At 38.4% G+C, this 24,211-nt stretch carries 23 protein-coding genes and 2 tRNA genes; 23 read left to right on the plus strand and 2 right to left on the minus strand.

Going from position 1 to position 24,211, the window contains the following annotated elements:
• Positions 1 to 339 precede the first annotated feature (339 nt).
• From spoVT to AC4NPH_RS29885, 8 genes are all read left to right on the plus strand, one after another.
• On the plus strand, positions 340 to 876 hold the full coding sequence (spoVT, locus tag AC4NPH_RS29850) for a stage V sporulation protein T (RefSeq protein WP_013054872.1): 537 nt from the start codon (positions 340 to 342) through the stop codon (positions 874 to 876).
• A gap of 229 nt (positions 877 to 1,105) precedes the next feature.
• The gene (locus AC4NPH_RS29855) at positions 1,106 to 2,719 is read left to right on the plus strand and encodes a putative polysaccharide biosynthesis protein (RefSeq protein WP_063670387.1); all 1,614 of its coding nucleotides are present in this window, start codon (positions 1,106 to 1,108) and stop codon (positions 2,717 to 2,719) included.
• Between the two features lie 4 nt (positions 2,720 to 2,723).
• Positions 2,724 to 4,184, plus strand: a complete 1,461-nt coding sequence (gene yabN / locus AC4NPH_RS29860) for a bifunctional methyltransferase/pyrophosphohydrolase YabN (protein ID WP_053487849.1) — start codon at positions 2,724 to 2,726, stop codon at positions 4,182 to 4,184.
• Positions 4,185 to 4,204: 20 nt separating this feature from the next.
• Positions 4,205 to 4,471, plus strand: a complete 267-nt coding sequence (locus AC4NPH_RS29865) for an RNA-binding S4 domain-containing protein (protein WP_013054875.1) — start codon at positions 4,205 to 4,207, stop codon at positions 4,469 to 4,471.
• Between the two features lie 99 nt (positions 4,472 to 4,570).
• A complete protein-coding gene (gene yabP / locus AC4NPH_RS29870; protein WP_013054876.1) occupies positions 4,571 to 4,876 on the plus strand; it encodes a sporulation protein YabP in 306 nt (101 codons plus the stop codon).
• Positions 4,873 to 5,496 carry a spore cortex biosynthesis protein YabQ gene (gene yabQ, locus AC4NPH_RS29875; protein ID WP_013054877.1) on the plus strand — a complete coding sequence of 208 codons (624 nt, stop codon included), beginning with the start codon at positions 4,873 to 4,875 and terminating at the stop codon, positions 5,494 to 5,496. The genes yabP and yabQ overlap by 4 nt, the downstream gene beginning before the upstream one ends.
• Before the next feature lie 4 nt (positions 5,497 to 5,500).
• Positions 5,501 to 5,872 carry an FtsB family cell division protein gene (locus tag AC4NPH_RS29880; protein ID WP_013054878.1) on the plus strand — a complete coding sequence of 124 codons (372 nt, stop codon included), beginning with the start codon at positions 5,501 to 5,503 and terminating at the stop codon, positions 5,870 to 5,872.
• Between the two features lie 88 nt (positions 5,873 to 5,960).
• Positions 5,961 to 6,428: a S1 domain-containing RNA-binding protein gene (locus AC4NPH_RS29885; protein ID WP_013054879.1), complete on the plus strand. Its 468-nt coding sequence runs from the start codon at positions 5,961 to 5,963 to the stop codon at positions 6,426 to 6,428.
• A 120-nt stretch (positions 6,429 to 6,548) separates the two neighbouring features.
• On the opposite strand, the gene AC4NPH_RS29890 is transcribed toward AC4NPH_RS29885, so the two are convergent.
• Both AC4NPH_RS29890 and AC4NPH_RS29895 read right to left on the minus strand, forming a co-directional pair.
• Positions 6,549 to 6,620: transfer RNA gene (locus AC4NPH_RS29890), tRNA-Glu, on the minus strand.
• 10 nt (positions 6,621 to 6,630) lie between these two features.
• A tRNA-Met gene (locus AC4NPH_RS29895) sits at positions 6,631 to 6,704 on the minus strand.
• 312 nt (positions 6,705 to 7,016) lie between these two features.
• On the opposite strand from AC4NPH_RS29895, the gene spoIIE reads away from it, so the two are divergent.
• From spoIIE to lysS, 15 genes are all read left to right on the plus strand, one after another.
• On the plus strand, positions 7,017 to 9,494 hold the full coding sequence (gene spoIIE / locus AC4NPH_RS29900) for a stage II sporulation protein E (protein WP_013054880.1): 2,478 nt from the start codon (positions 7,017 to 7,019) through the stop codon (positions 9,492 to 9,494).
• A gap of 71 nt (positions 9,495 to 9,565) precedes the next feature.
• The gene (locus tag AC4NPH_RS29905) at positions 9,566 to 10,306 is read left to right on the plus strand and encodes a VWA domain-containing protein (RefSeq protein ID WP_013054881.1); all 741 of its coding nucleotides are present in this window, start codon (positions 9,566 to 9,568) and stop codon (positions 10,304 to 10,306) included.
• Positions 10,275 to 11,240, plus strand: coding sequence for a serine/threonine protein kinase PrkT (gene prkT / locus AC4NPH_RS29910; protein ID WP_034654932.1), 966 nt, complete (start codon positions 10,275 to 10,277; stop codon positions 11,238 to 11,240). The genes AC4NPH_RS29905 and prkT overlap by 32 nt, the downstream gene beginning before the upstream one ends.
• Positions 11,241 to 11,336: 96 nt before the next feature.
• Positions 11,337 to 12,713 (plus strand): tRNA lysidine(34) synthetase TilS, encoded by a 1,377-nt coding sequence (tilS, locus tag AC4NPH_RS29915; RefSeq protein ID WP_491939340.1) that lies wholly within the window; start codon positions 11,337 to 11,339, stop codon positions 12,711 to 12,713.
• Between the two features lie 27 nt (positions 12,714 to 12,740).
• Positions 12,741 to 13,280, plus strand: coding sequence for a hypoxanthine phosphoribosyltransferase (gene hpt, locus AC4NPH_RS29920; RefSeq protein WP_013054884.1), 540 nt, complete (start codon positions 12,741 to 12,743; stop codon positions 13,278 to 13,280).
• A gap of 93 nt (positions 13,281 to 13,373) precedes the next feature.
• A complete protein-coding gene (ftsH, locus tag AC4NPH_RS29925) occupies positions 13,374 to 15,284 on the plus strand; it encodes an ATP-dependent zinc metalloprotease FtsH (RefSeq protein ID WP_013054885.1) in 1,911 nt (636 codons plus the stop codon).
• A gap of 217 nt (positions 15,285 to 15,501) precedes the next feature.
• A complete protein-coding gene (locus AC4NPH_RS29930; RefSeq protein ID WP_013054886.1) occupies positions 15,502 to 16,269 on the plus strand; it encodes a type III pantothenate kinase in 768 nt (255 codons plus the stop codon).
• Positions 16,270 to 16,281: 12 nt separating this feature from the next.
• Positions 16,282 to 17,160, plus strand: coding sequence for an Hsp33 family molecular chaperone HslO (hslO, locus tag AC4NPH_RS29935; RefSeq protein ID WP_013054887.1), 879 nt, complete (start codon positions 16,282 to 16,284; stop codon positions 17,158 to 17,160).
• Positions 17,161 to 17,360: 200 nt separating this feature from the next.
• Positions 17,361 to 18,299, plus strand: coding sequence for a cysteine synthase A (cysK, locus tag AC4NPH_RS29940; RefSeq protein WP_013054888.1), 939 nt, complete (start codon positions 17,361 to 17,363; stop codon positions 18,297 to 18,299).
• Between the two features lie 97 nt (positions 18,300 to 18,396).
• Complete coding sequence (gene pabB / locus AC4NPH_RS29945) at positions 18,397 to 19,812, plus strand: aminodeoxychorismate synthase component I (protein WP_279825589.1); 1,416 nt, start codon at positions 18,397 to 18,399, stop codon at positions 19,810 to 19,812.
• Positions 19,813 to 19,814: 2 nt separating this feature from the next.
• Complete coding sequence (pabA, locus tag AC4NPH_RS29950; RefSeq protein ID WP_013054890.1) at positions 19,815 to 20,396, plus strand: aminodeoxychorismate/anthranilate synthase component II; 582 nt, start codon at positions 19,815 to 19,817, stop codon at positions 20,394 to 20,396.
• A 4-nt stretch (positions 20,397 to 20,400) separates the two neighbouring features.
• On the plus strand, positions 20,401 to 21,264 hold the full coding sequence (pabC, locus tag AC4NPH_RS29955) for an aminodeoxychorismate lyase (protein WP_013054891.1): 864 nt from the start codon (positions 20,401 to 20,403) through the stop codon (positions 21,262 to 21,264).
• Positions 21,265 to 21,285: 21 nt separating this feature from the next.
• Positions 21,286 to 21,645: a dihydroneopterin aldolase gene (gene folB / locus AC4NPH_RS29960; protein ID WP_013054892.1), complete on the plus strand. Its 360-nt coding sequence runs from the start codon at positions 21,286 to 21,288 to the stop codon at positions 21,643 to 21,645.
• Positions 21,646 to 22,191, plus strand: coding sequence for a 2-amino-4-hydroxy-6-hydroxymethyldihydropteridine diphosphokinase (folK, locus tag AC4NPH_RS29965; RefSeq protein WP_013054893.1), 546 nt, complete (start codon positions 21,646 to 21,648; stop codon positions 22,189 to 22,191).
• A 272-nt stretch (positions 22,192 to 22,463) separates the two neighbouring features.
• Positions 22,464 to 23,948 (plus strand): lysine--tRNA ligase, encoded by a 1,485-nt coding sequence (lysS, locus tag AC4NPH_RS29970; RefSeq protein ID WP_013054894.1) that lies wholly within the window; start codon positions 22,464 to 22,466, stop codon positions 23,946 to 23,948.
• Positions 23,949 to 24,211 lie beyond the last annotated feature (263 nt).

The following is a 24,211-nucleotide window of genomic DNA, read 5'->3' on the forward strand; positions in this document are numbered from 1 at the left end:
ATGGTGAACGCAGGTTTCATGTATGTGGCTGCTTCTAGCTGGTGTCTCAAGCGGTTCACCTCATTTCTCCTATTTGTTCGTCTTTAGGCGAGATAGGTTTAGTTATGTCTCAGCCTCTTTTGTATAGTCAAATAAAAATATCCAAATCCCCATGTTTTGGCGGTTTTTTGGACATTTTTTTAATAAAAGCACACTTTTTAACAAAAAAAGAGATGGTTGGTGAATAGAAGTTGTAGAGTGAAGAATACTAACCTCAACAAAGGTGAACCTTTTATCATATAGCCATCAGTGATATTCACCAACTATTTTAATCATCATATGAAAGAGAGGCTTCAATGAATGAAAGCAACAGGTATTGTTCGTCGTATTGATGATTTGGGTCGCGTTGTGATTCCAAAAGAAATTAGAAGAACGCTTCGTATCCGAGAGGGAGATCCGTTAGAGATTTTCGTCGATCGCGATGGAGAAGTTATTTTAAAGAAATATTCGCCAATTAGTGAATTAGGAGACTTTGCAAAAGAGTATGGCGAAGCGCTATACGATAGCTTAGGTCATCCTGTACTTATTTGTGACCGCGATGTATTTATTGCGGTAGCAGGAAGTTCTAAAAAAGAATACTTAAATAAAAACATTAGTTCGTTAGTGGAATCTGTTATGGAAAGCCGCAGTTCTTCTTTAGTAACTGATGGCAAAAACCTGGAATTTGTCGATGGATACGAAGAAAATATTTCTTCTTACACAATCGGTCCGATTATTGCAAATGGAGATCCGATTGGAGCTGTTGTCATTTTCTCAAAAGATAAGTCTCTTGGTGAAGTAGAGCATAAAGCAGCCGAAACAGCAGCTAGCTTCTTATCTCGTCAAATGGAGCAGTAAGCGTAATTATCTTTATTTTACATTATTTACTGAAAAGGTAGCAGTTTCTGCTGCCTTTTTTCATGCTGTCTTACCTTAGAAATAAAGAGAACATGATATAATGGTACGGTATTTTATTTATTGGAAAGTGCAGGATGTTTTATAAGAACAAAGCTCTATTCTATTGCGGTTAGAGGCTAATAAAAAGAGTTGTTCATATCATTACAAGCTGCAGGTGAAAGGTGTAGGAATGCAGAAACAATCAAAGCTCTATTCTATTTTTAACGGCGCTGTTATTTTAACGCTCGCAGGTTTATTTACGAAAATCTTAAGTGCCACTTATCGTATTCCATATCACCATATCGCGGGAGATATAGGGTTTTATATCTATCAGCAAGTTTATCCGCTATATGGAATTGCGCTACAGCTAGGTACATATGGTTTCCCTGTAATTATTTCAAAGTTAGTAGCTGAGTATGCGGTAACAAATCGGAGAAAGGAAATCCGAGGAATACTTCAAGTTTCGTTTGCTTTTTTATTTGTAGTAGGCTGCACGATATTTGCGTTCGAATATATTTTCGCAGAAACGATTGCCGAATGGATGGGAGATCGTAAGTTAACAGTTCTCATTCAAATTATTTCATTTTCCTTTTTACTTATTCCGTTTATTGCTGTTATTCGTGGTTATTATCAAGGGTTACATAATATGTTTCCTACAGCGTTGTCTCAAATTGCAGAACAAGTTGTACGGGTAGGGACTATTTTGTATCTGTCTATTTTCTTGATCCAACATGGTTATGATTTATATACTGCAGGGGCGGGAGCTATTTTTGGTTCTATAACAGGCGGTATAACATCCCTTGTTATTTTATTTTTATTTGTTTTTAGAACAAAGACAAATTCTAAGGGAGTATTTCAACGCATAAAAAAAGCAGACATCAAGAGAATATTTAAAATCCTTGTTATTCAAGGCTTATTAATTTGTATTAGCGGTATGGGTCTGCTGTTTATCCAGCTTATTGACTCCTTTACTTTATATTCTAGTCTAACGGCGCACGGCATGGCTGAAGAGGCAGCACAAATTTTAAAAGGTATTTACGACCGTGGTCTTCCGTTGATTCAATTAGGTACAGTAGTAGGTACAGCTTTTTCGCTTTCGCTTGTACCTGTTATTTCTTCAGCCATTGCGAAAAAGAACCTGTCATTTGTGGTTGAAAAAGTTCAGCTGTCTCTCCGTCTATCGCTTGTAGTCGGAGTTGGAGCAGCTTTTGGCTTGATTGCGCTGATGAAACCCATTAATATGCTTTTATACGGTGACTCCCACGGAACGGACGTTTTACAAATTTTGAGCTTGTTAGTTATATTTACAACAGTAGCAGCAACTGCTGGAGCTGTGCTGCAGGGGATGGGCGCTGTTTTCGCGCCTGTAATAGCCGTCATCGCTGGCATGGCAGTCAAACTGATATTGAATCTTTGGCTAATACCAGATTTTCAAACCATAGGAGCAGCCATTGCTTCCTCAACTGGATTCGCTATCGTTGCAGCAATCAATCTATTTTTTCTGTATAAAAAGCTAGCTGTACTTCTTGTTCCGAAAAAGGCGAGTGGAGGTATTTTTATAACGGGCATAGCAATGGTCGTTCTTTTGCAAAGCTATTTATTTTGTTTACATCACTTTGCATGGTCTAATGGTTTAGATATAAGCAAACAAGTGGTTGAAACAGGAGCTGGTGTTTTAATAGGCGGTTTGTTTTATTTGTTTATCATTATGAAACAACATATTTTTACCGAAGAAGAATTACGTTTACTTCCAATGGGAAGTGTTTTAGCTAAATACGTATTAAAAAATAAATTAAGAAGGTGAAGCAATGACAGGTAAAGTAACAGTTATTGGTTTAGGAGCAGGCGATTTAGAACAGCTACCTGTAGGCATTTATCGCTTGCTACAGCAGGAAAAGCATATTTATATGCGCACAAAAGAACATCCTGTAATCAAAGAATTAGAAAGTGAAGGCTTGACGTATGTATCCTATGATGACGTATACGAATCTTATGATGCATTTGAACAGGTATATGAACATATATCAAGTGATTTAATCGATAAAGCTTCAATAGAAGAAGTGGTGTATGCCGTTCCCGGGCACCCTTTAGTGGCAGAACGTACGGTTCAATTACTTTTACAAAAAGGAAAAGAACGAGGCATTCCTGTTGAAATTAAAGGAGGACAAAGCTTCTTAGACCCAATTTTTGGTGCGCTAAAGATCGATCCTATCGAAGGGTTTCAGCTACTAGACGGAACAGATTTAAAGCGAAGCGAAATAGAGTTAACCGGTCATGTTCTAATTGCTCAAGTGTACGATCAGTTCGTTGCCTCAGAGGTAAAGCTAACGCTGATGGAACATGTTCCTGATGATTACCTCGTTTACATTGTAACAGCAGCGGGAAGCAGCGAAGAAAAAATCCAGCCGGTCAAGCTGTATGAATTGGATAGAGAAATGTCGCTCAATAACTTAACGACTATTTATGTCCCTCCAGTAGCAGATGAAACAATTTTATACCATCAATTTGACGCATTCAGAAGGATTATTGCCACGCTCAGAGGACCAAACGGATGTCCTTGGGATCAAAAACAAACGCATGAATCGCTCAAGCGCTATTTGTTAGAAGAGTCTTATGAGTTATTAGATGCAATTGACCGTCAAGATGACGATAATATGATTGAAGAGCTTGGTGATGTATTGCTACAGGTATTGCTTCATGCACAAATCGGTGAAGATGAAGGAATGTTTTCAATTGATGATGTCATTCGCAGTGTTGCAGAGAAAATGGTAAGGCGCCATCCGCATGTATTTGGTGAAGTAAGCGTAAATGATGCAGACGAGGTCTTAAAAAATTGGGATGAAATCAAAAAAGAAGAAAAAGGAGAGGAACCTTCTTCTCTGTTAGCTTCTGTACCTGGGGCTATGCCTTCTTTAATGAAAGCGCATGGATACCAAAAACAAGCTGCAAAAGTTGGTTTCGATTGGTCAGAAGTTGAACCAATGTGGGAAAAAGTACAGGAAGAACTTGCTGAATTCCAAGAGGAAGTACAGCATGCTGATAAAGAAAAAATGAGCGATGAATTTGGAGATATTTTATTTGCTTTAGTGAATATTGCAAGATTCTATAAAATCGACTCTGAAGCTGCATTAGCCAAAACGAATACAAAATTTTTAAATCGATTTCAATATATTGAAGAAAAAGTGAGAGCTTCTGAAAAACCATTTGAATCTTTTTCGTTAGAAGAGTTAGATGAATTTTGGGAAGAAGCAAAAAAAACAGGTTTGTAAAACAGAAAGGTGAGGGAATTATGAGGTTAGATAAATTTTTAAAAGTATCACGTTTAATTAAGCGCCGTACATTAGCAAAAGAAGTATCAGACAAGGGCCGTATTACCATTAATGGAATCGTTGCAAAAGCAAGCACAAATGTGAAAGTAGGAGATGAATTAGCGATCACATTTGGCACGAAGAAAATTACCGTTAAAATAGAGGCTCTTCAAGAAGCAGCTAAAAAAGAAGAAGCAGCTAATTTGTACTCAATTGTCAAAGAAGAGCGTATTTCATCTGAAGTATAACTGATGAAGGCTTGTTCTAAATCACCTTTCTCATTCATATGTTTTAAACAACAGATAACAAGAGCGAATGCTCTTAATGAATGAGGTGGGGATGAAGATATGAGCCAATTTTACGAAACAAGCAATTCAAACAAAGACCATACTCCAAATCATGATTTAGTGATGAAGGGTCGGCGTCTCTTAGATATCACGGGTGTGAAGCAGGTAGAGAGCTTTGACAATGAGGAATTTTTACTTGAAACAGTGATGGGTTTCTTGTCAGTTAGAGGGCAAAATCTGCAAATGAAAAATTTAGACGTTGATCAAGGAATTGTATCGATAAAAGGAAAAATCTTTGATATAGTTTACTTAGATGAGAACCAATCGGAGAAGGCTAAAGGATTCTTTAGTAAGTTGTTTCGATGAGTTTAAACATTCAGCTCTATACAATGCTTGCGATGGTATCGATGGGAAGCGGTTTAGGTGCTTCTCTCGATACTTATCGTTACTTTGTTAATCGCTCTAAATCACGCCCATGGTTTGTATTTGTGAATGACGTATTGTTTTGGATGGTGCAAGCTCTTCTCATTTTTTATGTGTTGTTTTTAGTGAATGAAGGAGAACTGCGTTTGTATGCATTTCTTGCTTTGTTTTGCGGCTTTGCCGCGTATCAAAGCTTATTTCAATCACTGTATTTAAAAGTATTAACATTTACTGTCTCGAGCGTATTAAGTTTATATCGAGGTGTTTTAACGCTTAGTAATATTTTTTTGGTCAAGCCTATCCGCTTCTTTATTCATATTTTAGTTGTAGTCGCTTTAGGGATCTACCAAGCTGTTCATAAGCTGCTCGTATTCTGTCTAAAGCTTATTTACGTACCGACCAGGTGGGTTCTTTTCGTATTTTGGAGAATGATGCCTAAACCTGTAAAACGATTTTTACATATGGGTTTTCGGTATATAGAAGGAATTTACAATCGTGCAAAGAATATGATAATGAGAATCGTTGCATGGGTGAACACTTTAAAAAACAAGGGGGACGACTAATTCAATGAGTGCGGTACGAAAAAAAAAGGTCGCGAAGTTAAATACTGATTATAGCCATAAACAAGAGCAAATTAAACAAAATACAGATCGAAAGCGTATCGGTTTAATTAGGCGTTTGACTGTTTTCGGAGTGTTGGCCTTAATCATTGGTGGATTGATGGTATCAGCTTTAATTACGCAAACCTCAGCTATTGAGAACAAAAAAGCTGAGAAGGTGAAATTAGAACAGCAGCTGACAAAATTACAAAGCAAGCAAAAACAGTTAAAAGGTGAAATCGTCAAGTTAAATGACGATGATTATATTAAAAAGATTGCCCGCAGAGATTATTTTTTATCAGAAGACGGGGAAATTATCTTTAATGTAAAAAAAGACTAAACGTATGGTTCGTTGACAGTGTATTTTTGCTTTTTGTATAATATAATAAATTGATTTCTTTTATCATTTAAGGAGGAGCATTTTTTTTATGTCAATCGAAGTAGGCAGCAAGTTACAGGGAAAGGTAACAGGTATTACGAACTTTGGAGCTTTTGTTGAGTTACCAGGAGGTTCAACAGGCTTGGTTCATATCAGTGAAGTAGCTGATAATTACGTAAAGGACATTAACGACCATTTAAAAGTGGGCGACGAAGTTGAAGTCAAAGTAATTAACGTTGAGAAAGATGGTAAAATTGGTCTTTCAATTAAGAAAGCGGTAGACAAACCAGAACGTCCAGAAAGACCAGAGCGTCCTGCAAGAGCGCCACGCTCAGACCGTCCACGTGATTCACGCCCACAACGTAATAATAATCGTGGTGGCGGTAATGATTTCCGTACAAAAGAAACATTCGAACAAAAAATGAATCGTTTCTTAAAAGACAGTGAAGAACGTTTATCTTCCCTAAAACGCCATACCGAATCAAAACGCGGTGGACGCGGTGCAAAACGCGGTTAACTTGCTGCTTATATCAAATAGATAGCGAGTTTTTGGAAAGTACCTTTTATTTAAAAGGTGCTTTTTTTATATGTAAAAAAGAGTAGAAAAAAAGCATGTACTGTTGTACATGCTTTTTGATGACCCGTACGGGATTCGAACCCGTGTTACCGCCGTGAAAGGGCGGTGTCTTAACCGCTTGACCAACGGGCCGTTATTCGAGTAGCGGCGGAGGGGATCGAACCCCCGACCTCACGGGTATGAACCGTACGCTCTAGCCAGCTGAGCTACACCGCCATTATACGTTCTCTAAAAGACATTTATAATAATATAAAAAAGCAGGGTTATTGTCAATAACTTTTTTGTTATTTTTATAGACCTTTATTTGCTTTTAAAAAAGAATGATGAGCATAGGCTTTCTCTGAGGCAAACAGTATCTCTGATATTTTTTAAATTGCCATGTAAGATTGTACATCTTTTTGTATAGTTTTCAATATAATACTAGAAAATAGTCGAACGATTATAGGTATTTTGCTAGTCCGTTTGACAAAATTTCACCTTTCGCCGCGATATAATAATGAATAAGTATAATTAGCGGGTGGTGGGAGAATGCAAAAGACGGAAAGAGATTTTGCAAGTCCAACAACAGAGGCGGTATTTAACCGAACTAGATTAGAAATGTCCCGTGTGTTTACAAAGGCGGGTATGAAAACGGAAAAGGTGTTATTTCAATGGGGATTGTTGCTGCTAGTCGTAGGTTTTTTATTAGGACGAGCGTTAATTTTAATGAAAATCATGCCATTTGCTTTGCCATTCTTTGCAGCTGTAATGGCTATAAAGAAAGAAAAAGCACCGCTAGCAAGTTTAGCCGTATTGGCAGGGGCATTTAGTGTTTCCATTCAAAATGGAGGTACCGTATTTGCTACACTATTTGTTTTCTTACTAATTCATCGATTTAGCGGCATACTGACAATGGATCCGTTAAAGAAGCTGCCGTTCACTGTATTTAGCGCGATGTTACTTACAAAACTAACTATTTTTTATGTGTTTACCAAGGAATTCACCATGTATGATTTTACATTTGTGGCAGTAGAAGCGGGGTTGAGCTTTATCTTAACAATGATTTTCTTACAAAGCGTGCCTTTAATTTCATACCGAAAGCGAAAACAATCATTAAAAACAGAAGAAGTGATTTCTCTAATTATTTTGTTGGCATCTGTTATGACGGGGACAATAGGGTGGATGATTTACGGGCTTTCGGCCGAACATATATTATCTCGTTACTTAGTATTAGTTTTTGCGTTTGTATCTGGCCCCACGATAGGAGCTACGGTAGGGGTCGTAACCGGTTTAATTTTAAGTTTCGCGAATGTTTCTAGTTTGTACGAAATGAGTTTACTCGCTTTTTCAGGCTTGCTTGGAGGACTTTTAAAAGACGGTAAAAAGCTAGGCGCAGCTCTTGGGCTGGTTGTTGGTTCATTGCTAATTGGCCTATATGCTCAGGCAGATCAAGGATTGACGACTAATTTGTATGAATCACTGACGGCCGTTGTCCTATTTTTATTAACCCCATCTTTTGTTTTGAAAAACTTAAGTAAACTCGTACCAGGGACATCTGAAAACATGCTTGAACAACAGCAGTACGTGCGCAAGATCCGAGATGTAACAGCGAATCGCGTAGAACAGTTCTCAAATGTTTTTCAAGCACTTTCCAAAAGCTTCACGCAAAATGGATTTTATGATGAAAAGCCAAGCGCGGATAAAGAAGTCGATTATTTCTTAAGCAGCGTTACCGAAAGGACGTGCCAATTTTGTTTTAAAAAAGAACAATGTTGGGCACAGCAGTTTGATACAACCTATGAATATATGAAGGAAATTATGCTTGAAGTTGATAATGGCACTCTTGAACAAAATCCAAGACTAATCCGAGAAATGGACAAACATTGTGTGAAATCGAAAAAAGTCATCGATGTGATTGAGCATGAACTTACGTATTTTAAAGCCAATCAGCACTTAAAAGCCCAAATTCAAGAAAGTAGAAGGATTGTAGCAGAACAGCTTCACGGTGTTTCTGAAGTCATGGGGAATTTTGCAAAAGAAATTAAGCGAGAGCGCGAAAATTTAAATGTACAAGAAGAACAGATTTTAGAAGCTCTTCGTAACTTTGGGATGGAAATCAATCAAATTGAAATTTATAGCTTAGAACCTGGAAATGTAGATATTGAAATGTGGGTGCCATATTGTCACGGAAGAGGAGAATGCGAGAAGATTATTGCGCCAATGCTTACAGATATTTTAGGTGAAAGTATTGTAGTAAAGAACGAAGAATGTGCTAAATATCCTCAAGGCTATTGCCACGTTTCGTTTGGCTGTACAAAAGCGTACGTTGTTGATACAGGCGTAGCACATGCTGCTAAAGGCGGAGGGTTTGTATCCGGTGACAGCTACTCCATGATTGAGCTAAACGCCGGTAAGTATGCACTAGCTATTAGCGATGGTATGGGGAATGGAGAGCGTGCCCACTATGAAAGCAGCGAAACGCTTCAGCTGTTAAAACAAATTTTACAAACAGGAATAGAAGAGACAATTGCAATTAAATCGATTAACTCTATTTTATCGCTGCGTACAAACGATGAGATCTTTTCTACGTTAGATTTAGCGATGATCGACTTACAAGATGCCAATGTAAACTTCTTGAAAATCGGTTCTACGCCAAGCTTCATCAAACGCGGAGATAAGGTAATTAAAATACAGGCAAGCAATTTGCCAATGGGCATTATTGAAGAATTTGAAGTGGATGTTGTGAATGAACAAATGAAGGCGGAAGATTTATTAATTATGATGAGTGACGGCGTATTTGAAGGACCGAAACACGTTGAGAACTACGAAATGTGGATGAAGCGAAAAATTGGCGAGCTTCAAACAAACGATCCACAAGAAATTGCAGACTTAATTATGGAAGAAGTTATTCGAACAAAATCAGGTTTAATTGAAGATGATATGACGGTAGTTGTGGCAAAACTTCAGCACAATACCCCGAAATGGTCATCGATTCCTTCTTACGCTTATCGTAAAAAAGCACAATAGTTAGATAGAAGTATATTTTATCTCCTCCTCGTCTATCATGTTAATACTGATAATGAGGAGGGGATTTTTTTATGAAAAAAGGTACATTGAAACAGATGTTGGTCATTACGGACGGTGGTTCGAATACAGGTGAAGATCCGGTAGCAATGGCAGCACTGGCTAAAGAACAAGGGATTAGTGTAAACGTTATTGGTGTGATGGAAGAGGACACAATTGATGAGCAAAGCACGAATGAAATAGAAGGCATTGCCATGTCAGGCGGTGGCGTGAGTCAAATTGTTTACGTAAAACAGCTGTCTCAAACTGTTCAAATGGTTACAAGGCAGGCAATGACGCAAACACTTCAAGGCGTTGTAAATAAAGAACTTCAGCAAATTCTAGGTTCCTCTAATTCAAGATTAGAAGAGTTATCTCCTGAGAAGCGAGGAGAAATCATGGAAGTTGTTGATGAACTTGGGGAAACGGTTGACTTAGAGATTCTTATTTTAGTTGACATGAGCGGAAGTATGAAAAATAAGCTTCCTACTGTAAAGGAGTCGCTGTTAGATTTATCGTTAAGCTTGAATGCTCGCATGGGGCATAATCAATTTTCAATCTTTTTATTTCCTGGGAAAAAGAAAGACGTAGAGAAGCTAATGGACTGGAATCCAAGGTTAGAGTCGCTTTCAACGATTTTTCCGAAACTAACAGCAGGAGGTATTACGCCTACTGGACCGGCTATCAAAGAGGCTACTCATTATTTCACCAAAAAGCGCTCATTGAGAGGGTTGTTAAAAAATAATGAACAATACATTGAAGAATCAGGTATGTAACCTATCTCCGGGAACAGAAATTCAAGGAAAATGGCATCACGTCCATTATAAAATTCTTGAGAAATTAGGCGTGGGGGCAACTGGAGTTGTCTATTTAGTTCAATTAGTAAACGGAACGCTAGCGGCGTTAAAAATAAGCTTTTCCAACATGTCCGTTACAGCAGAAGTGAATGTATTAAAAAAGCTCTCTCAAGTCAAAGACAAAGTGCTAGGACCGCGCTTACTTGATGTAGATGATTGGAGCTATGGTTCTCACGCTCTTTCTTTTTATGTAATGGAATATGTGAAAGGGCAGCCTCTCCTTTCCTTTATCTCAACAAGAGGGACAGAATGGCTGCAAGTATTTGCAAGTCAGCTCTTAACAGACTTAGAAAACCTTCATGAAGAAGGGTGGGTATTTGGCGATTTAAAACCAGAAAACCTGGTCGTAACATCTAACCCCGTAAAAGTTCGGTGGATTGACGTCGGGGGAACAACTCTACAAGGGCGGTCAATAAAAGAATTTACTGACTTTTATGATCGAGCGCACTGGGGGCTTGGCTCCCGAAAAGCAGAACCAACATATGATTTGTTTGCTGTATCTATGGTTTTGATTCACGCAGCTTATGGCAAGCGAATTAATAAAACAGACAAACCAGCTGAACAATTAAAACAATTTATATTAACAACAAAGCAGTTAGAACCTTTCGGAGACGTTTTGTATCAAGCGGTTACGGGAAAGTATAAGTCAGCTAAAGAAATGAAAACAGAGGTGTTATCGGTCGAAAAAAGAAGAGGGGCAAAAAGTAAGGGAACAAAGCCTCAAAACGTTCGTCAACCGTCTGCCCCTCGTGTTAAAGTAAAGAAGAAGCGTTCTCACGTGTTAGAGACGCTACTACTTTGTACGTCTGTAATGTTGATTTATATTTTGTATCTATTTATTCAAGTGCTATAAAGTTTGGAGAAATTGTGAAACTTTCCTTATAGTCATTCGTATAAAGTAAATTAATGATACATTATTGCGTGTACATTATAAGGATGAGTCATTCCTATGGAAAAGCAAGTGAACAATTTTATGACAAAACATCAGTTATTATCCGCAGGCTCTACAGTGGTTGTAGGTATTTCTGGTGGTCCTGATTCTTTAGCACTGCTGCATTTCTTATGGAGTCTGAAAGAGCAAAAATCTCTCACGATTATTGCTGCTCATGTTGATCATATGTTCCGGGGCAAAGAGTCAAAGCAAGATATGGAATATGTGCAGACCTACTGCAAACAATTGAATATTAAATGTGAGGCGAAGCAGATTGATGTTACTGCCTATCAGAAGGAAAGAAAGTTATCTTCTCAAGTAGCAGCCAGAGAATGCCGCTATACATTCTTTAATCATGTTATGAAGAAGCACAAAGCAAATCTTCTTGCATTAGGACATCACGGAGATGATCAGATTGAAACGATGTTAATGCGAATGGTCCGAGGCAGTACGATGAATGGATACGCAGGGATGCAGCCCAAGCGGCCATATGCGGATGGATTTATTATTAGGCCGTTCCTAGCCGTAACGAAAGAAGAAATCAATCGCTACTGTAAGCTACATGGCCTTACCCCTCGGATTGATCCGAGTAATGAGAAAGACTCGTACACAAGAAATCGGTTTCGTCATTACGTTTTGCCATTTTTAAAGCAAGAAAACGCAGCTGTACATGAAAAATTTCAACAATTTAGCGAGAACTTGCATGAAGATCAAGCATACTTAGAGGAATTAACGACCGGTGTGATGAATAAAGTAATGAGAAAGAAATTGCAAAATGAAATTCTCATTGATAGAGATTGTTTTCTAAGGATACGCAAGCCTTTACAAAGGCGTGGTATTCAACTAATATTAAACTATCTCTATAAAGAAATTCCTCCAACCCTTTCCTCAGCGCATATTGACATGTTAGTAGGATTTTGTGAAAGTGAAAAACCGTCTGGTACGCTTGACTTTCCAAATGGTTTGCGCATTATCCGATCTTACAACGACTGTCTTTTCACCTTTAATGAGGGGAACATCGAGCCATATGAATTTATTGTTCCGATTCCAGGGGTCGTCGAGCTTCCAAATGGTCACCAGCTTATTTGTGAAATACATAATAAAGTCGAAGATATAAAAGGAAACGATGTTTTTCTTTTAGATGAAGCTCACGATTTACAATCATTAAAGGTAAGGACACGAAAAAATGGCGATAAAATGCGAGTAAAGGGCATGAAGGGACATAAAAAAGTAAAGGATATTTTTATCGATGAAAAAATCCCTTTACAATTCAGAGATCATTGGCCGGTAGTGGAAGATAGCCAAGGAACTATTTTGTGGCTACCTGGTTTGAAAAAATCTGCTTATGAACTGCATACACATAAGTCCAGATATGTTATTTTATACTATAAGTAGCGAAAACTTCTAGGAGGCAAGTAAGGAATGAAGCAGGATATTCAAGAAATTTTGATTTCAGAAGAAGAAATACAACAGAAAGTAAAAGAATTGGGTAAGCTATTATCTGAGGAATACGCTGACCGTTTTCCCTTGGTAATCGGTGTATTAAAAGGCGCTATGCCTTTTATGTCTGATCTAATTAAGCGTGTTGATACATATTTAGAAATGGATTTTATGGATGTATCAAGTTATGGCAATGCGATGGTTTCTTCTGGTGAAGTAAAAATCCTAAAAGATTTAGATACATCAGTTGAAGGTCGAGACATTCTTATCTTAGAGGATATTATCGACAGCGGCTTAACGCTTAGCTATCTTGTAGAGTTATTCAAGTACCGTAAAGCTAAGTCAATTAAGATTGTCACACTCTTAGACAAACCAACAGGTCGTAAAGCATCTATTAAAGCAGATTACGTTGGATTTGAAGTACCTGATGCATTCGTAGTAGGGTATGGATTAGATTATCAAGAAAAATATCGTAACCTGCCGTATATTGGGGTTCTTAAACCGCAAGTATACAGCAATTAATAAGCACATATCCAAGTGCAATTTATTGGATAGGATAAATGTTCTATGTTAGTATTGAATACAGTATTTGTTTATCGTGGGAGGAGGTAAGAAATGAATCGGATCTTCCGTAATACCATCTTTTATTTACTTATATTTTTAGTCATTATTGGCGTGGTAAGCTTCTTTAGTGGCTCTAATCAAAAAGCAGAACCAATGAGATACGATACATTTGTTCAACACTTAGACAAAGGTGATGTAAAATCACTCTCTATGAAGCCTGAAAGAGGCGTGTATGTTGTGCAAGGGAAGTTAGATTCTTATAAAAAGGATCAAACGTTCCAAACTTACATCGTAGATGGTGACAAAGCACTTGATCGTATTGACGCTGCTTCAGAAAATAATCAAGTAGAAGTTGATTTTAAACCTGCTGATGAAACAAGCGGCTGGGTAACGTTCTTTACGTCAATCATTCCGTTTGTTATTATTTTCATCCTATTCTTCTTCTTACTGAACCAAGCTCAAGGTGGCGGAAGCCGCGTTATGAACTTCGGTAAAAGTAAGGCTAAGCTTTACAGTGAAGAAAAGAAAAAGGTTAAATTTAAAGACGTAGCTGGTGCAGACGAAGAAAAGCAAGAACTTGTGGAAGTTGTTGAGTTCTTAAAAGATCCTCGTAAATTCGCAGAGCTAGGTGCAAGAATTCCGAAGGGTGTCTTACTTGTGGGACCTCCTGGTACTGGTAAAACATTATTAGCAAGAGCTGTTGCTGGTGAAGCAGGCGTTCCTTTCTTCTCTATCAGTGGTTCAGACTTTGTTGAAATGTTTGTTGGGGTCGGTGCTTCTCGTGTTCGTGATCTATTCGAAAATGCGAAGAAGAATGCTCCATGTATTATCTTTATTGATGAAATCGATGCTGTAGGTCGTCAACGTGGCGCAGGTCTTGGTGGCGGACACGATGAGCGTGAACAAACATTGAACCAATTGCTTGTTGAGATGGATGGTTTTGGTGCTAACGAAGGTATCATTATCATTGCAGCAACAAACCGCCCGGATATCTTAGATCCAGCGTTATTACGTCCAGGCCGCTTCGACCGTCAAATTACGGTAGATCGTCCAGATGTAAATGGCCGTGAAGCAGTGCTTAAAGTACATGCTCGCAATAAGCCTTTAGATGAATCAGTAAACTTAAAAGCAATTGCTATGCGTACGCCAGGTTTCTCAGGTGCAGATCTCGAAAACTTGTTAAACGAAGCTGCCTTAGTAGCTGCTAGACAGGACAAAAAGAAAATTGAAATGGTTGACATTGACGAAGCAACAGACCGCGTAATTGCAGGTCCAGCTAAGAAAAGTCGAGTTATTTCTAAAAAAGAACGCAATATTGTTGCTTATCATGAAGCAGGACATACAATTATCGGTGTCGTATTAGACGAAGCTGATATGGTACATAAAGTAACCATTGTTCCACGTGGGCAAGCTGGTGGATATGCTGTTATGTTACCAAAAGAAGATCGCTACTTTATGACGAAGCCAGAGCTGCTGGATAAAATTGTTGGATTGCTTGGTGGTCGCGTAGCTGAGGAAATTATTTTCGGCGAAGTGAGTACAGGTGCTCACAATGACTTCCAGCGTGCAACAAGCATCGCTCGTAAAATGGTAACAGAATACGGTATGAGTGAAAAGTTAGGACCAATGCAATTCGGTCAATCACAACAAGGCCAAGTATTCTTAGGTCGTGATTTACACAGTGAACAAAACTACAGTGATGCGATTGCTCATGAAATTGATAATGAAATCCAACGTTTCATTAAAGAAAGCTATGAGCGTGCGAAGCAGATCTTAACGGAAAACCGTGACAAGTTAGAGCTTGTAGCTCAAACATTGTTAGAAGTAGAAACGTTAGACGCTGAGCAAATCAACCACTTAGTAGATCATGGAACTCTTCCAGACCGTTCTAGTCACGTAACAGATGAAGATGTTAAAGTAAACATCCAAACAAAGACAGACGATGAAGAGCCAAAAGCATAAGACAATAAAAATCAGTGGAGATATTCTCCACTGATTTTTTTATGAGCAAAAGTTGGATTTGATAAAAGGTTTTCGTATATATGGTGGATAAGTAGGATATCCACTAGAGAATCGTGTCATTATATTCCTATTTTATCTAGAATATACACGTCTATTTACCAGTTATGGTATGATGGTTTCAGTGTGAATACTGAATTTATATAAAGTGGTGATTGAAATGATTTTTGTATTAGATGTTGGAAATACGAATACGGTATTAGGTGTATACGATGGAGATGAATTAAAGTATCATTGGCGTGTAGAAACAAGCCGTAATAAAACAGAAGACGAGTATGGCATGACAATCAAAGCCTTGCTTGAGCACGTTAGTTTATCTTTTAAAGATATTCATGGTATTATTATTTCCTCTGTTGTTCCTCCTATTATGTTTGCATTGGAGAGAATGTGTCAAAAGTATTTTCATTTAAAGCCGCTTGTTGTTGGTCCTGGAATTAAGACGGGTTTAAATATTAAATATGAAAATCCGCGTGAAGTGGGAGCAGACCGTATTGTAAATGCTGTTGCTGGAATTCAGCTATACGGAAGCCCTTTAATTATCGTTGATTTTGGTACCGCAACCACGTATTGCTATATTGATGAAAATAAGCAATATATGGGTGGTGCGATTGCCCCTGGTATTAATATTTCGACAGAAGCTCTTTATTCAAGAGCATCTAAGCTTCCGCGAATTGAAATTGCGCGACCAAATAGCATTGTGGGAAAAAATACAGTATCTGCGATGCAAGCAGGTATTTTATATGGATACGTTGGACAAGTAGAAGGAATTGTAGCAAGAATGAAAGAGCAAGCAACAGTAAATCCTAAAGTTATTGCTACTGGAGGACTCGCAACATTGATTGCTAAAGAGTCGGATATTATTGATATTGTGGATCCATTTTTGACTTTAAAAGGATTGCAAATAATTTATACAAAAAATATGGAGTAAGAGGTGTATATTATGGGTGACTATTTAGTAAAAGCACTAGCTTACAATAGTCAAGTTCGCGCTTATGCAGTAAAAACAACGGATACAGTTGGAGAAGCGCAGCGCCGTCACTATACATGGCCTACAGCCTCTGCAGCATTGGGACGTTCAATGACTGCGGGAGTCATGATGGGGGCTATGCTAAAGGGTGAGCAAAAGCTAACAATTAAAATTGAAGGTCGCGGCCCAATTGGCGTTATTTTAGTAGACAGCAATGCTAAAGGGGAAGTGCGCGGATATGTAACGAATCCACAAACGCACTTCGATTTAAATCAGCATGGAAAATTAGATGTAGCACGTGCTGTAGGTACAGATGGCACGCTAAGTGTCGTAAAAGATATCGGAATGCGTGATCAATTTAACGGACAAGTACCTATTGTATCGGGAGAATTAGGAGAGGATTTCACGTATTATTTTGTGACATCTGAACAAGTCCCATCTTCAGTAGGTGTAGGTGTACTTGTTAACCCTGATAACACGATCTTAGCTGCGGGCGGATTTATCATTCAGCTTCTGCCAGGAACAGATGATAAAACGATTACAGCTATTGAACAACGCTTACAGACGATTGAACCAATTTCAAAACTGATTCAAAAAGGTCTTTCTCCTGAAGAAATCTTAGAAGAAGTTCTTGGAAAAGAAAATGTAAAGTTTCTGGAGACAATGCCTGTAGAGTTCAAATGTCAGTGCTCAGAAGAAAGAATTGCCAATGCTATTATCAGCTTAGGACAAGAAGAGATTCAATCGATGATTGAGGAAGACGGCCAAGCTGAAGCCCAGTGTCATTTCTGTAATGAGACCTATCGTTTTGATAAAAAGCAGCTTGAAGAAATGAAAGAACAAGCAATTTAAATGAAATAAAAGATTCTTAAAAGGCGTCATTTTATAAATGAGCGCCTTTTTTATAGATATTAAGTTCTATTTCTGTATATATTGATCTAAAAATATAACAAAATTAGGTAAATGGAAAGACAAAATGATTGACAATTTAGAAAACATCTGATAAATTGTATACAAAATCAATAAAATTAGTTGGTATTAGGAGTGGTCATATGGCACGTATTGCAAATTCAATTACAGAGTTAATTGGTCAAACACCAATCGTAAAACTAAACCGTCTAGTTGAAGAAGATATGGCGGATGTATATTTAAAATTAGAATTTATGAACCCGGGGAGCAGCGTAAAAGATCGTATAGCATTAGCGATGATCGAAGATGCGGAAGCAAAAGGTGTGTTAAAACCTGGCGACACAATCATTGAACCAACAAGTGGTAACACAGGAATTGGCTTAGCAATGGTAGCTGCAGCAAAAGGATACCGTGCTATTTTAACAATGCCTGAAACGATGAGTATTGAGCGTCGTAATCTGCTTCGTGCGTACGGTGCAGAGTTAGTGTTAACACCAGGTCCAGAAGGAATGAAAGGGGCGGTTAATAAAGCAACTGAGCTTGCAAAAGAGCACGGCTACTTTATTCCTCAGCAGTTCCAAAACGAGGCGAACCCAGAAGTGCACCGTCAAACAACGGCTAAAGAAATTATCGAGCAGTTTGGCGATCAGCTAGATGGATTTGTGGCAGGTATCGGTACTGGCGGTACTATTACAGGTGCTGGTGAAGTGTTAAAAGAAAAGTATCCAAATATCAAAATTTATGCGGTAGAGCCAGCTGATTCTCCGATTTTAAGCGGTGGTCAACCAGGACCTCATAAAATTCAAGGAATTGGTGCAAACTTTGTTCCGGATACGCTTAACACGGAAGTATATGACGAAGTTGTCGCTGTTCAAAACGACCAAGCTTTTGAATATGCCCGTAAAGTAGCAAAAACAGAAGGTGTACTAGTAGGTATCTCTTCTGGGGCTGCGATTTATGCTGCGTTAAAAGCTGCAAAACAGCTTGGAAAAGGTAAAAAAGTGTTAGCGATTATTCCAAGTAACGGTGAGCGTTACCTAAGTACTCCATTGTTCCAATTCGAGGAACAAACACAAGCATAAAAACGATAAAAAAACAGCTTCTATATGAAGCTGTTTTTTTTCATCTAAGAATCATGTAAAATGAAAGCAGGTGATTTATTTTTAGGAGAGTGAACAAATGCAGCAAAGAATGACTTGGGGCGAATCTATTTCTATCTCTAAAAACCAATGGTTCAAAAAATATCAAGAGTTGTCAAAAGAGGAACCGAATCATATCCTGCTTGAAAGCGGTCGAGGCGGAAAGTTTCAAATGATGGGATTAAAACCTGTAGCCATTTTGCGAGGCGAACAAAACGAGCTTCATATCAAAACGGATGACCAAGCTACTGTTCAAAAAGGTAATCCGCTTCATCTTATGCGAGACTGGATGAAGAAGTTTGAATCAGAGGTGAATCCAGATCTTCCTCCTTTTCAAGGTGGAGCAATTGGCTTTATTAGCTATGATTATATCCGCTATGTAGAAACCATACCTGACCTTGCTGAAGATTCATTGAAAACGCCGGACGTTTATTTCCTTATTTTCGATGACGTATTTGTATACGATCAAGAAAAGGAAAAGCTCTGGATTATCGTTAATGACGAAGCAGATTGTAAAGAGCAGGCACATAAGCGTATTGATCAATACAAAAAGGACTGGATGGAGGCAAGTACTGAAGGACTCTCATATGAGCGGATTCATCGTGTTGCCGAAAAGAGTGAGGTTTCGATGTCTGAAGCTGCTTTTTCAGATGCCACAACTCGCGTACATGAGTACATTGGGCAAGGCGATGTGTTTCAAGTGAACTTATCTGTTCGACAGTCTCAACAGCTTCAAACTCATCCTATGCATATCTACGAACAGGTACGAAAAATCAACCCGTCTCCTTACATGTCTTATATGCAGACAGAAGAATTTCACATTGTGAGCTGTTCACCAGAACTATTAGTGAAAAAAGCCGGTGATGAAATCAGTACGAGACCGATTGCGGGAACGCGCTCTCGCGGTAAGGATGATCAAGAAGACCAACAGTTAGCGGATGAGCTTATTCATAACGAAAAAGAGCGTGCAGAGCATGTGATGCTTGTTGACTTGGAGCGTAATGATCTTGGTAGAGTAAGCGAATATGGTACCGTACATGTTGACGAGTTTATGGTTATTGAAAAATATTCACATGTCATGCATATTGTGTCTAATGTAAAAGGCAAGCTCGCGCGCAGCAAAGATTTTGTAGATATCGTAGATGCGGTTTTTCCTGGAGGGACGATTACTGGAGCACCTAAAGTTCGTACAATGGAAATCATTGAAGAACTTGAACCAGTTCGACGAGGAATTTATACAGGATCGATTGGTTGGATTGGGTTTAATGGAGATATGGAATTAAATATTGCGATTCGCACTATGATTATTCAAGACGGCCAAGCTTATGTGCAGGCTGGTGCGGGTGTTGTGATTGATTCAAATCCGAAACACGAATACAAAGAATCACTGAAAAAAGCAATTGCACTATGGAAAGCAAAAGAGCAGAGCGAAAATGAGCTGAGTGAGGGTGAGTAAAGATGATATTAATGATTGATAATTATGATTCTTTTACGTTTAATTTAGTACAGTATTTAGGTGAGCTAGGGCATGAGCTTCTTGTAAAAAGAAATGATGAAATTACACTTTCTGAAATTGAAGTGCTAAATCCAGATTTCTTGATGATCTCCCCGGGACCATGCAGTCCTAACGAAGCGGGAATCAGTCTAGAAGCCATCGAGTATTTTGCAGGTAAGATTCCAATATTCGGCGTATGCTTAGGGCATCAGTCGATTGGGCAAGCTTTTGGAGGGAATGTGATTCGTGCGGATAAATTAATGCACGGTAAAACATCTGAAATGCATCATGATGGCCGTACTATCTTTAAAGGTCTTGATAATCCGTTCACGGCAACGAGATATCATTCTTTGATTGTAGAAAAAAGTTCACTGCCGGATTGCTTTGAGATTTCAGCGTGGACAGCAGAAGATGAAATTATGGCGATTCGCCATAAATCATTACCTATTGAAGGAGTACAGTTCCATCCTGAATCTATCATGACTTCTTACGGTAAAGAAATGCTGAAGAATTTTATTGAAACTTACGAAAAAAAGCGAGTGTAATGATATGTATATATACGTAAATGGCGAAGTAAAGCCTGCGTCTGAAGCCACTATTTCTCCGTTTGATCACGGATATATGTATGGCCTAGGGCTGTTTGAAACGTTACGAGTTTATGAAGGTCATCCATTTTTAGTGGAAGACCATCTGGATCGACTGTGTAGCAGCTTACGTGAATTAAATATTGTATGGGACTACTCTACACAGGACGTGTTGGGAATCATTAATAGTCTGTTAATGAAAAACAATGAGAGAAATGCGTATGTTCGATTAAATGTCTCAGCAGGAAATGGCGGAATTGGCTTGCAGGTGGAAGAATACGACAAGCCATCTACAATCGTATATATGAAATCAATGCCTCATCCATCGAGCCCCCTTGTAAAAGAGGGGCTTATTCTTGAGACGAAGCGAAATACGCCCGAAGGAACCATGAGATTAAAGTCTCATCATTATTTAAACAATGTACTAGCTAAGCGAGAAGTTGGTTCAGACTTAAATAAAGAGGGTATCTTTTTAACAAAAGAAGGGTTCTTAGCCGAAGGTATTGTGTCAAATTTATTTTTTGTAAAAGGTGATTGTGTATATACGCCGTCTCTTGAAACAGGTATCTTAAATGGAATTACGAGACAGTTTATCTTTACGCTTTTACAAAAGAAAAACATAGAGGTTGTAGAAGGCTTATTTACGGTGGAACAGCTCTTGGAGGGTGATGAAGCTTTCGTTACAAATTCCATTCAAGAAATCGTACCTCTTCGAAGTATAAAGGATAAGCAGTTTTCAGTAGGAGACCATACGCTGACAGCTCAGTTGCAAAAAGAGTATAGCTCTTACACTATGTCGCTAATGAGTCGACACGAGCTACATGTATAAAAGCGAAAGGAGAGGCTAAAGATGGATAAAATTTATGTGAACGATATGCGTTTCTATGGATATCATGGCGTATTTCCAGAAGAAAATAAATTAGGGCAGCGTTTTCACGTGGATTTAGCTGTAGAACTGGATTTAAAGCAAGCCGGTACTACGGATAATTTAGAATACTCGGTGAGCTATGCAGATTTATACCAAACATGCCAGGAAGTCGTAGAGAAGCGCACGTTCAAGTTAGTTGAAACGGTGGCCGAAACGATTGCATCTGAATTGCTTGCTAATTACGAACTCGTGCAGGCTTGTACAGTAAAGGTATATAAGCCCGATCCGCCAATTCCCGGTTATTATCAATCGGTAGCAATTGAAATTAAAAGGAGCCGTTGAATGACAACAGAAGCATATATTGCATTAGGATCAAATATTGAAAATCGAATGGAACATTTGAAGTCAGGAGTTACTGGCTTGATGAAACACTCTGAGGTTAAGGTAGTGGCTGTTTCATCTGTTTATGAAACGGCCCCGGTCGGGTATACGAATCAAGCAAGCTTTTTAAACATGGTAGTAAAAATACAAACAACGTATTCGTCAGAGCAACTTTTAGATTGTTTGCAAGCCATTGAACAAGCGGCAGGTCGAAAAAGAGAGATTGTATGGGGGCCTAGAACCCTTGATTTAGATATCTTACTTTATAGTAATGAAATCATTCATACGGATAGATTGAGCGTCCCTCATCCCCGAATGTTTGAACGGGCGTTTGTGATGGTTCCTCTAAACGAGCTAGCTCCATCTCTTATTCTCCCTGTAGCAGAAGAAAAAGTTGAAACCATCACAACACGTTTATCGGATTTAAAAGATGTAAAATTATTTCGAGAGCAAACAACTGGTATAATAGATATGTTCGAAAATAATAGTAATGATTTACATAAGTAAAAACGAATCTTATTAGTTGATTCATTTTTATATTGGCGTAAAGTAGAGTTCAGAGTAAAAAGTTTAAGGTTTGGGTTCGCAGGTTGTTGGTTTATTCGGTAGCTTGTTAGAGAAATCGAAGAAAAAGAGAAGCGAAGCAAGAATAAAGCGATTTGACATAGAGAAACGACTGAACCTATAATAATTTTAAAGAAACGTAGTAGTTGCCAGTAAACATGCTGGCCTTTTTTCTGTTTCGGAAAACTTAATTATACGATGGAGATGAGTAAACGATGAGTCATGAAGAATTAAATGATCAATTTCTCGTTCGTCGCGAAAAAATGAGCAACCTACGAGATCAGGGTATTGATCCGTTTGGTCAACGTTTTGAACGTACACATACATCACAGCAATTAATTAGTGAGTATGACGAGTTAACAAAAGAACAGTTAGAAGAAAATGAAGTGCCTGTGTCACTAGCTGGTCGTATTATGACAAAGCGTGGAAAAGGAAAAGCAGGTTTCGCTCACGTTCAAGATTTAACAGGACAAATTCAGCTTTATGTACGTAAAGATGCAATTGGCGAAGAACAGTACGAAATCTTCAGCAGCGTAGATATCGGTGACTTGGTAGGGGTTGAAGGTGTTTTATTCAAAACAAAAGTTGGCGAACTTTCTATTAAAGTAAAAGATTTTACGTTACTAACAAAAGCGCTTCGTCCACTTCCAGATAAATATCATGGTTTAAAAGATATTGAACAGCGCTACCGTCAACGTTACTTAGATTTAATTACAAACCCAGAAAGTAAACAAACATTTATCTCAAGAAGCCGCATTATTCAATCGATGCGCCGTTACTTAGATAATCATGGATACTTAGAAGTTGAAACACCGATGATGCATTCAATCGCAGGTGGAGCAGCAGCTCGTCCGTTTGTGACACACCACAATGCGCTTGATATGGAACTTTATATGCGTATTGCGATTGAACTTCATTTAAAACGTTTAATCGTAGGTGGATTAGAAAAAGTATATGAAATTGGCCGTGTATTCCGTAATGAAGGTGTATCTACACGTCACAACCCTGAATTTACAATGATCGAATTGTACGAAGCGTATGCGGACTACAAAGATATCATGGCTTTAACAGAGAACTTAATTGCACACATTGCGCAAGAAGTGCTTGGTACAACAAAGATTCAGTACGGCGACCAAGAGGTGGATTTAACTCCAGAGTGGACAAGACTTCATATGGTCGATGCTATTAAACAATATACGGGCGTAGACTTCTGGGGAGAAACATCTGTTGAAGAAGCTCGTGCTTTAGCGAAAGAACACGGGGTAGAAATCACTGAACATATGCAATATGGACATATTGTAAATGAATTCTTTGAACAAAAAGTAGAAGAGCAGTTAATTCAACCAACGTTCATTTACGGACATCCTGTAGAAATCTCTCCATTGGCTAAGAAAAATGCGGAAGATCCGCGTTTTACTGACCGTTTTGAGCTGTTTATCGTTGCGCGTGAACACGCGAACGCATTTACAGAGCTAAATGATCCAATTGACCAACGTGAGCGCTTTGAAGCTCAGTTGAAAGAGAAAGAACAAGGAAATGATGAAGCGCATGAGATGGATGATGACTTCATTGAGGCATTAGAATATGGTATGCCACCTACAGGTGGTCTAGGAATCGGTATTGACCGCCTTGTTATGTTACTAACAAATGCACCGTCAATCCGTGATGTACTATTATTCCCACACATGCGTCAGCGCTAAAAAAGAGATGGCTACGGCCATCTTTTTTTTAGTTGATAATATTAGAAAATTTAAACTTTTAATTTACCTCTTGTTTTTATGAAATTGATTTGGTATATTTATATCTGTTGCTAACGCAGACAAGCGAAAACAACAAAAAGAAATAAAAAAATTGTTGACATTACGTTAATAACTTGATAAGATAGTAAAGTCGCTTAAGAGCGGCGGTTGAACTTTGAAAACTGAACAAAGCGACAAACGTCAACGTTAAATTTTATTTTTTA

The organism is Priestia sp. MDV22-iso46 (assembly GCF_058629175.1).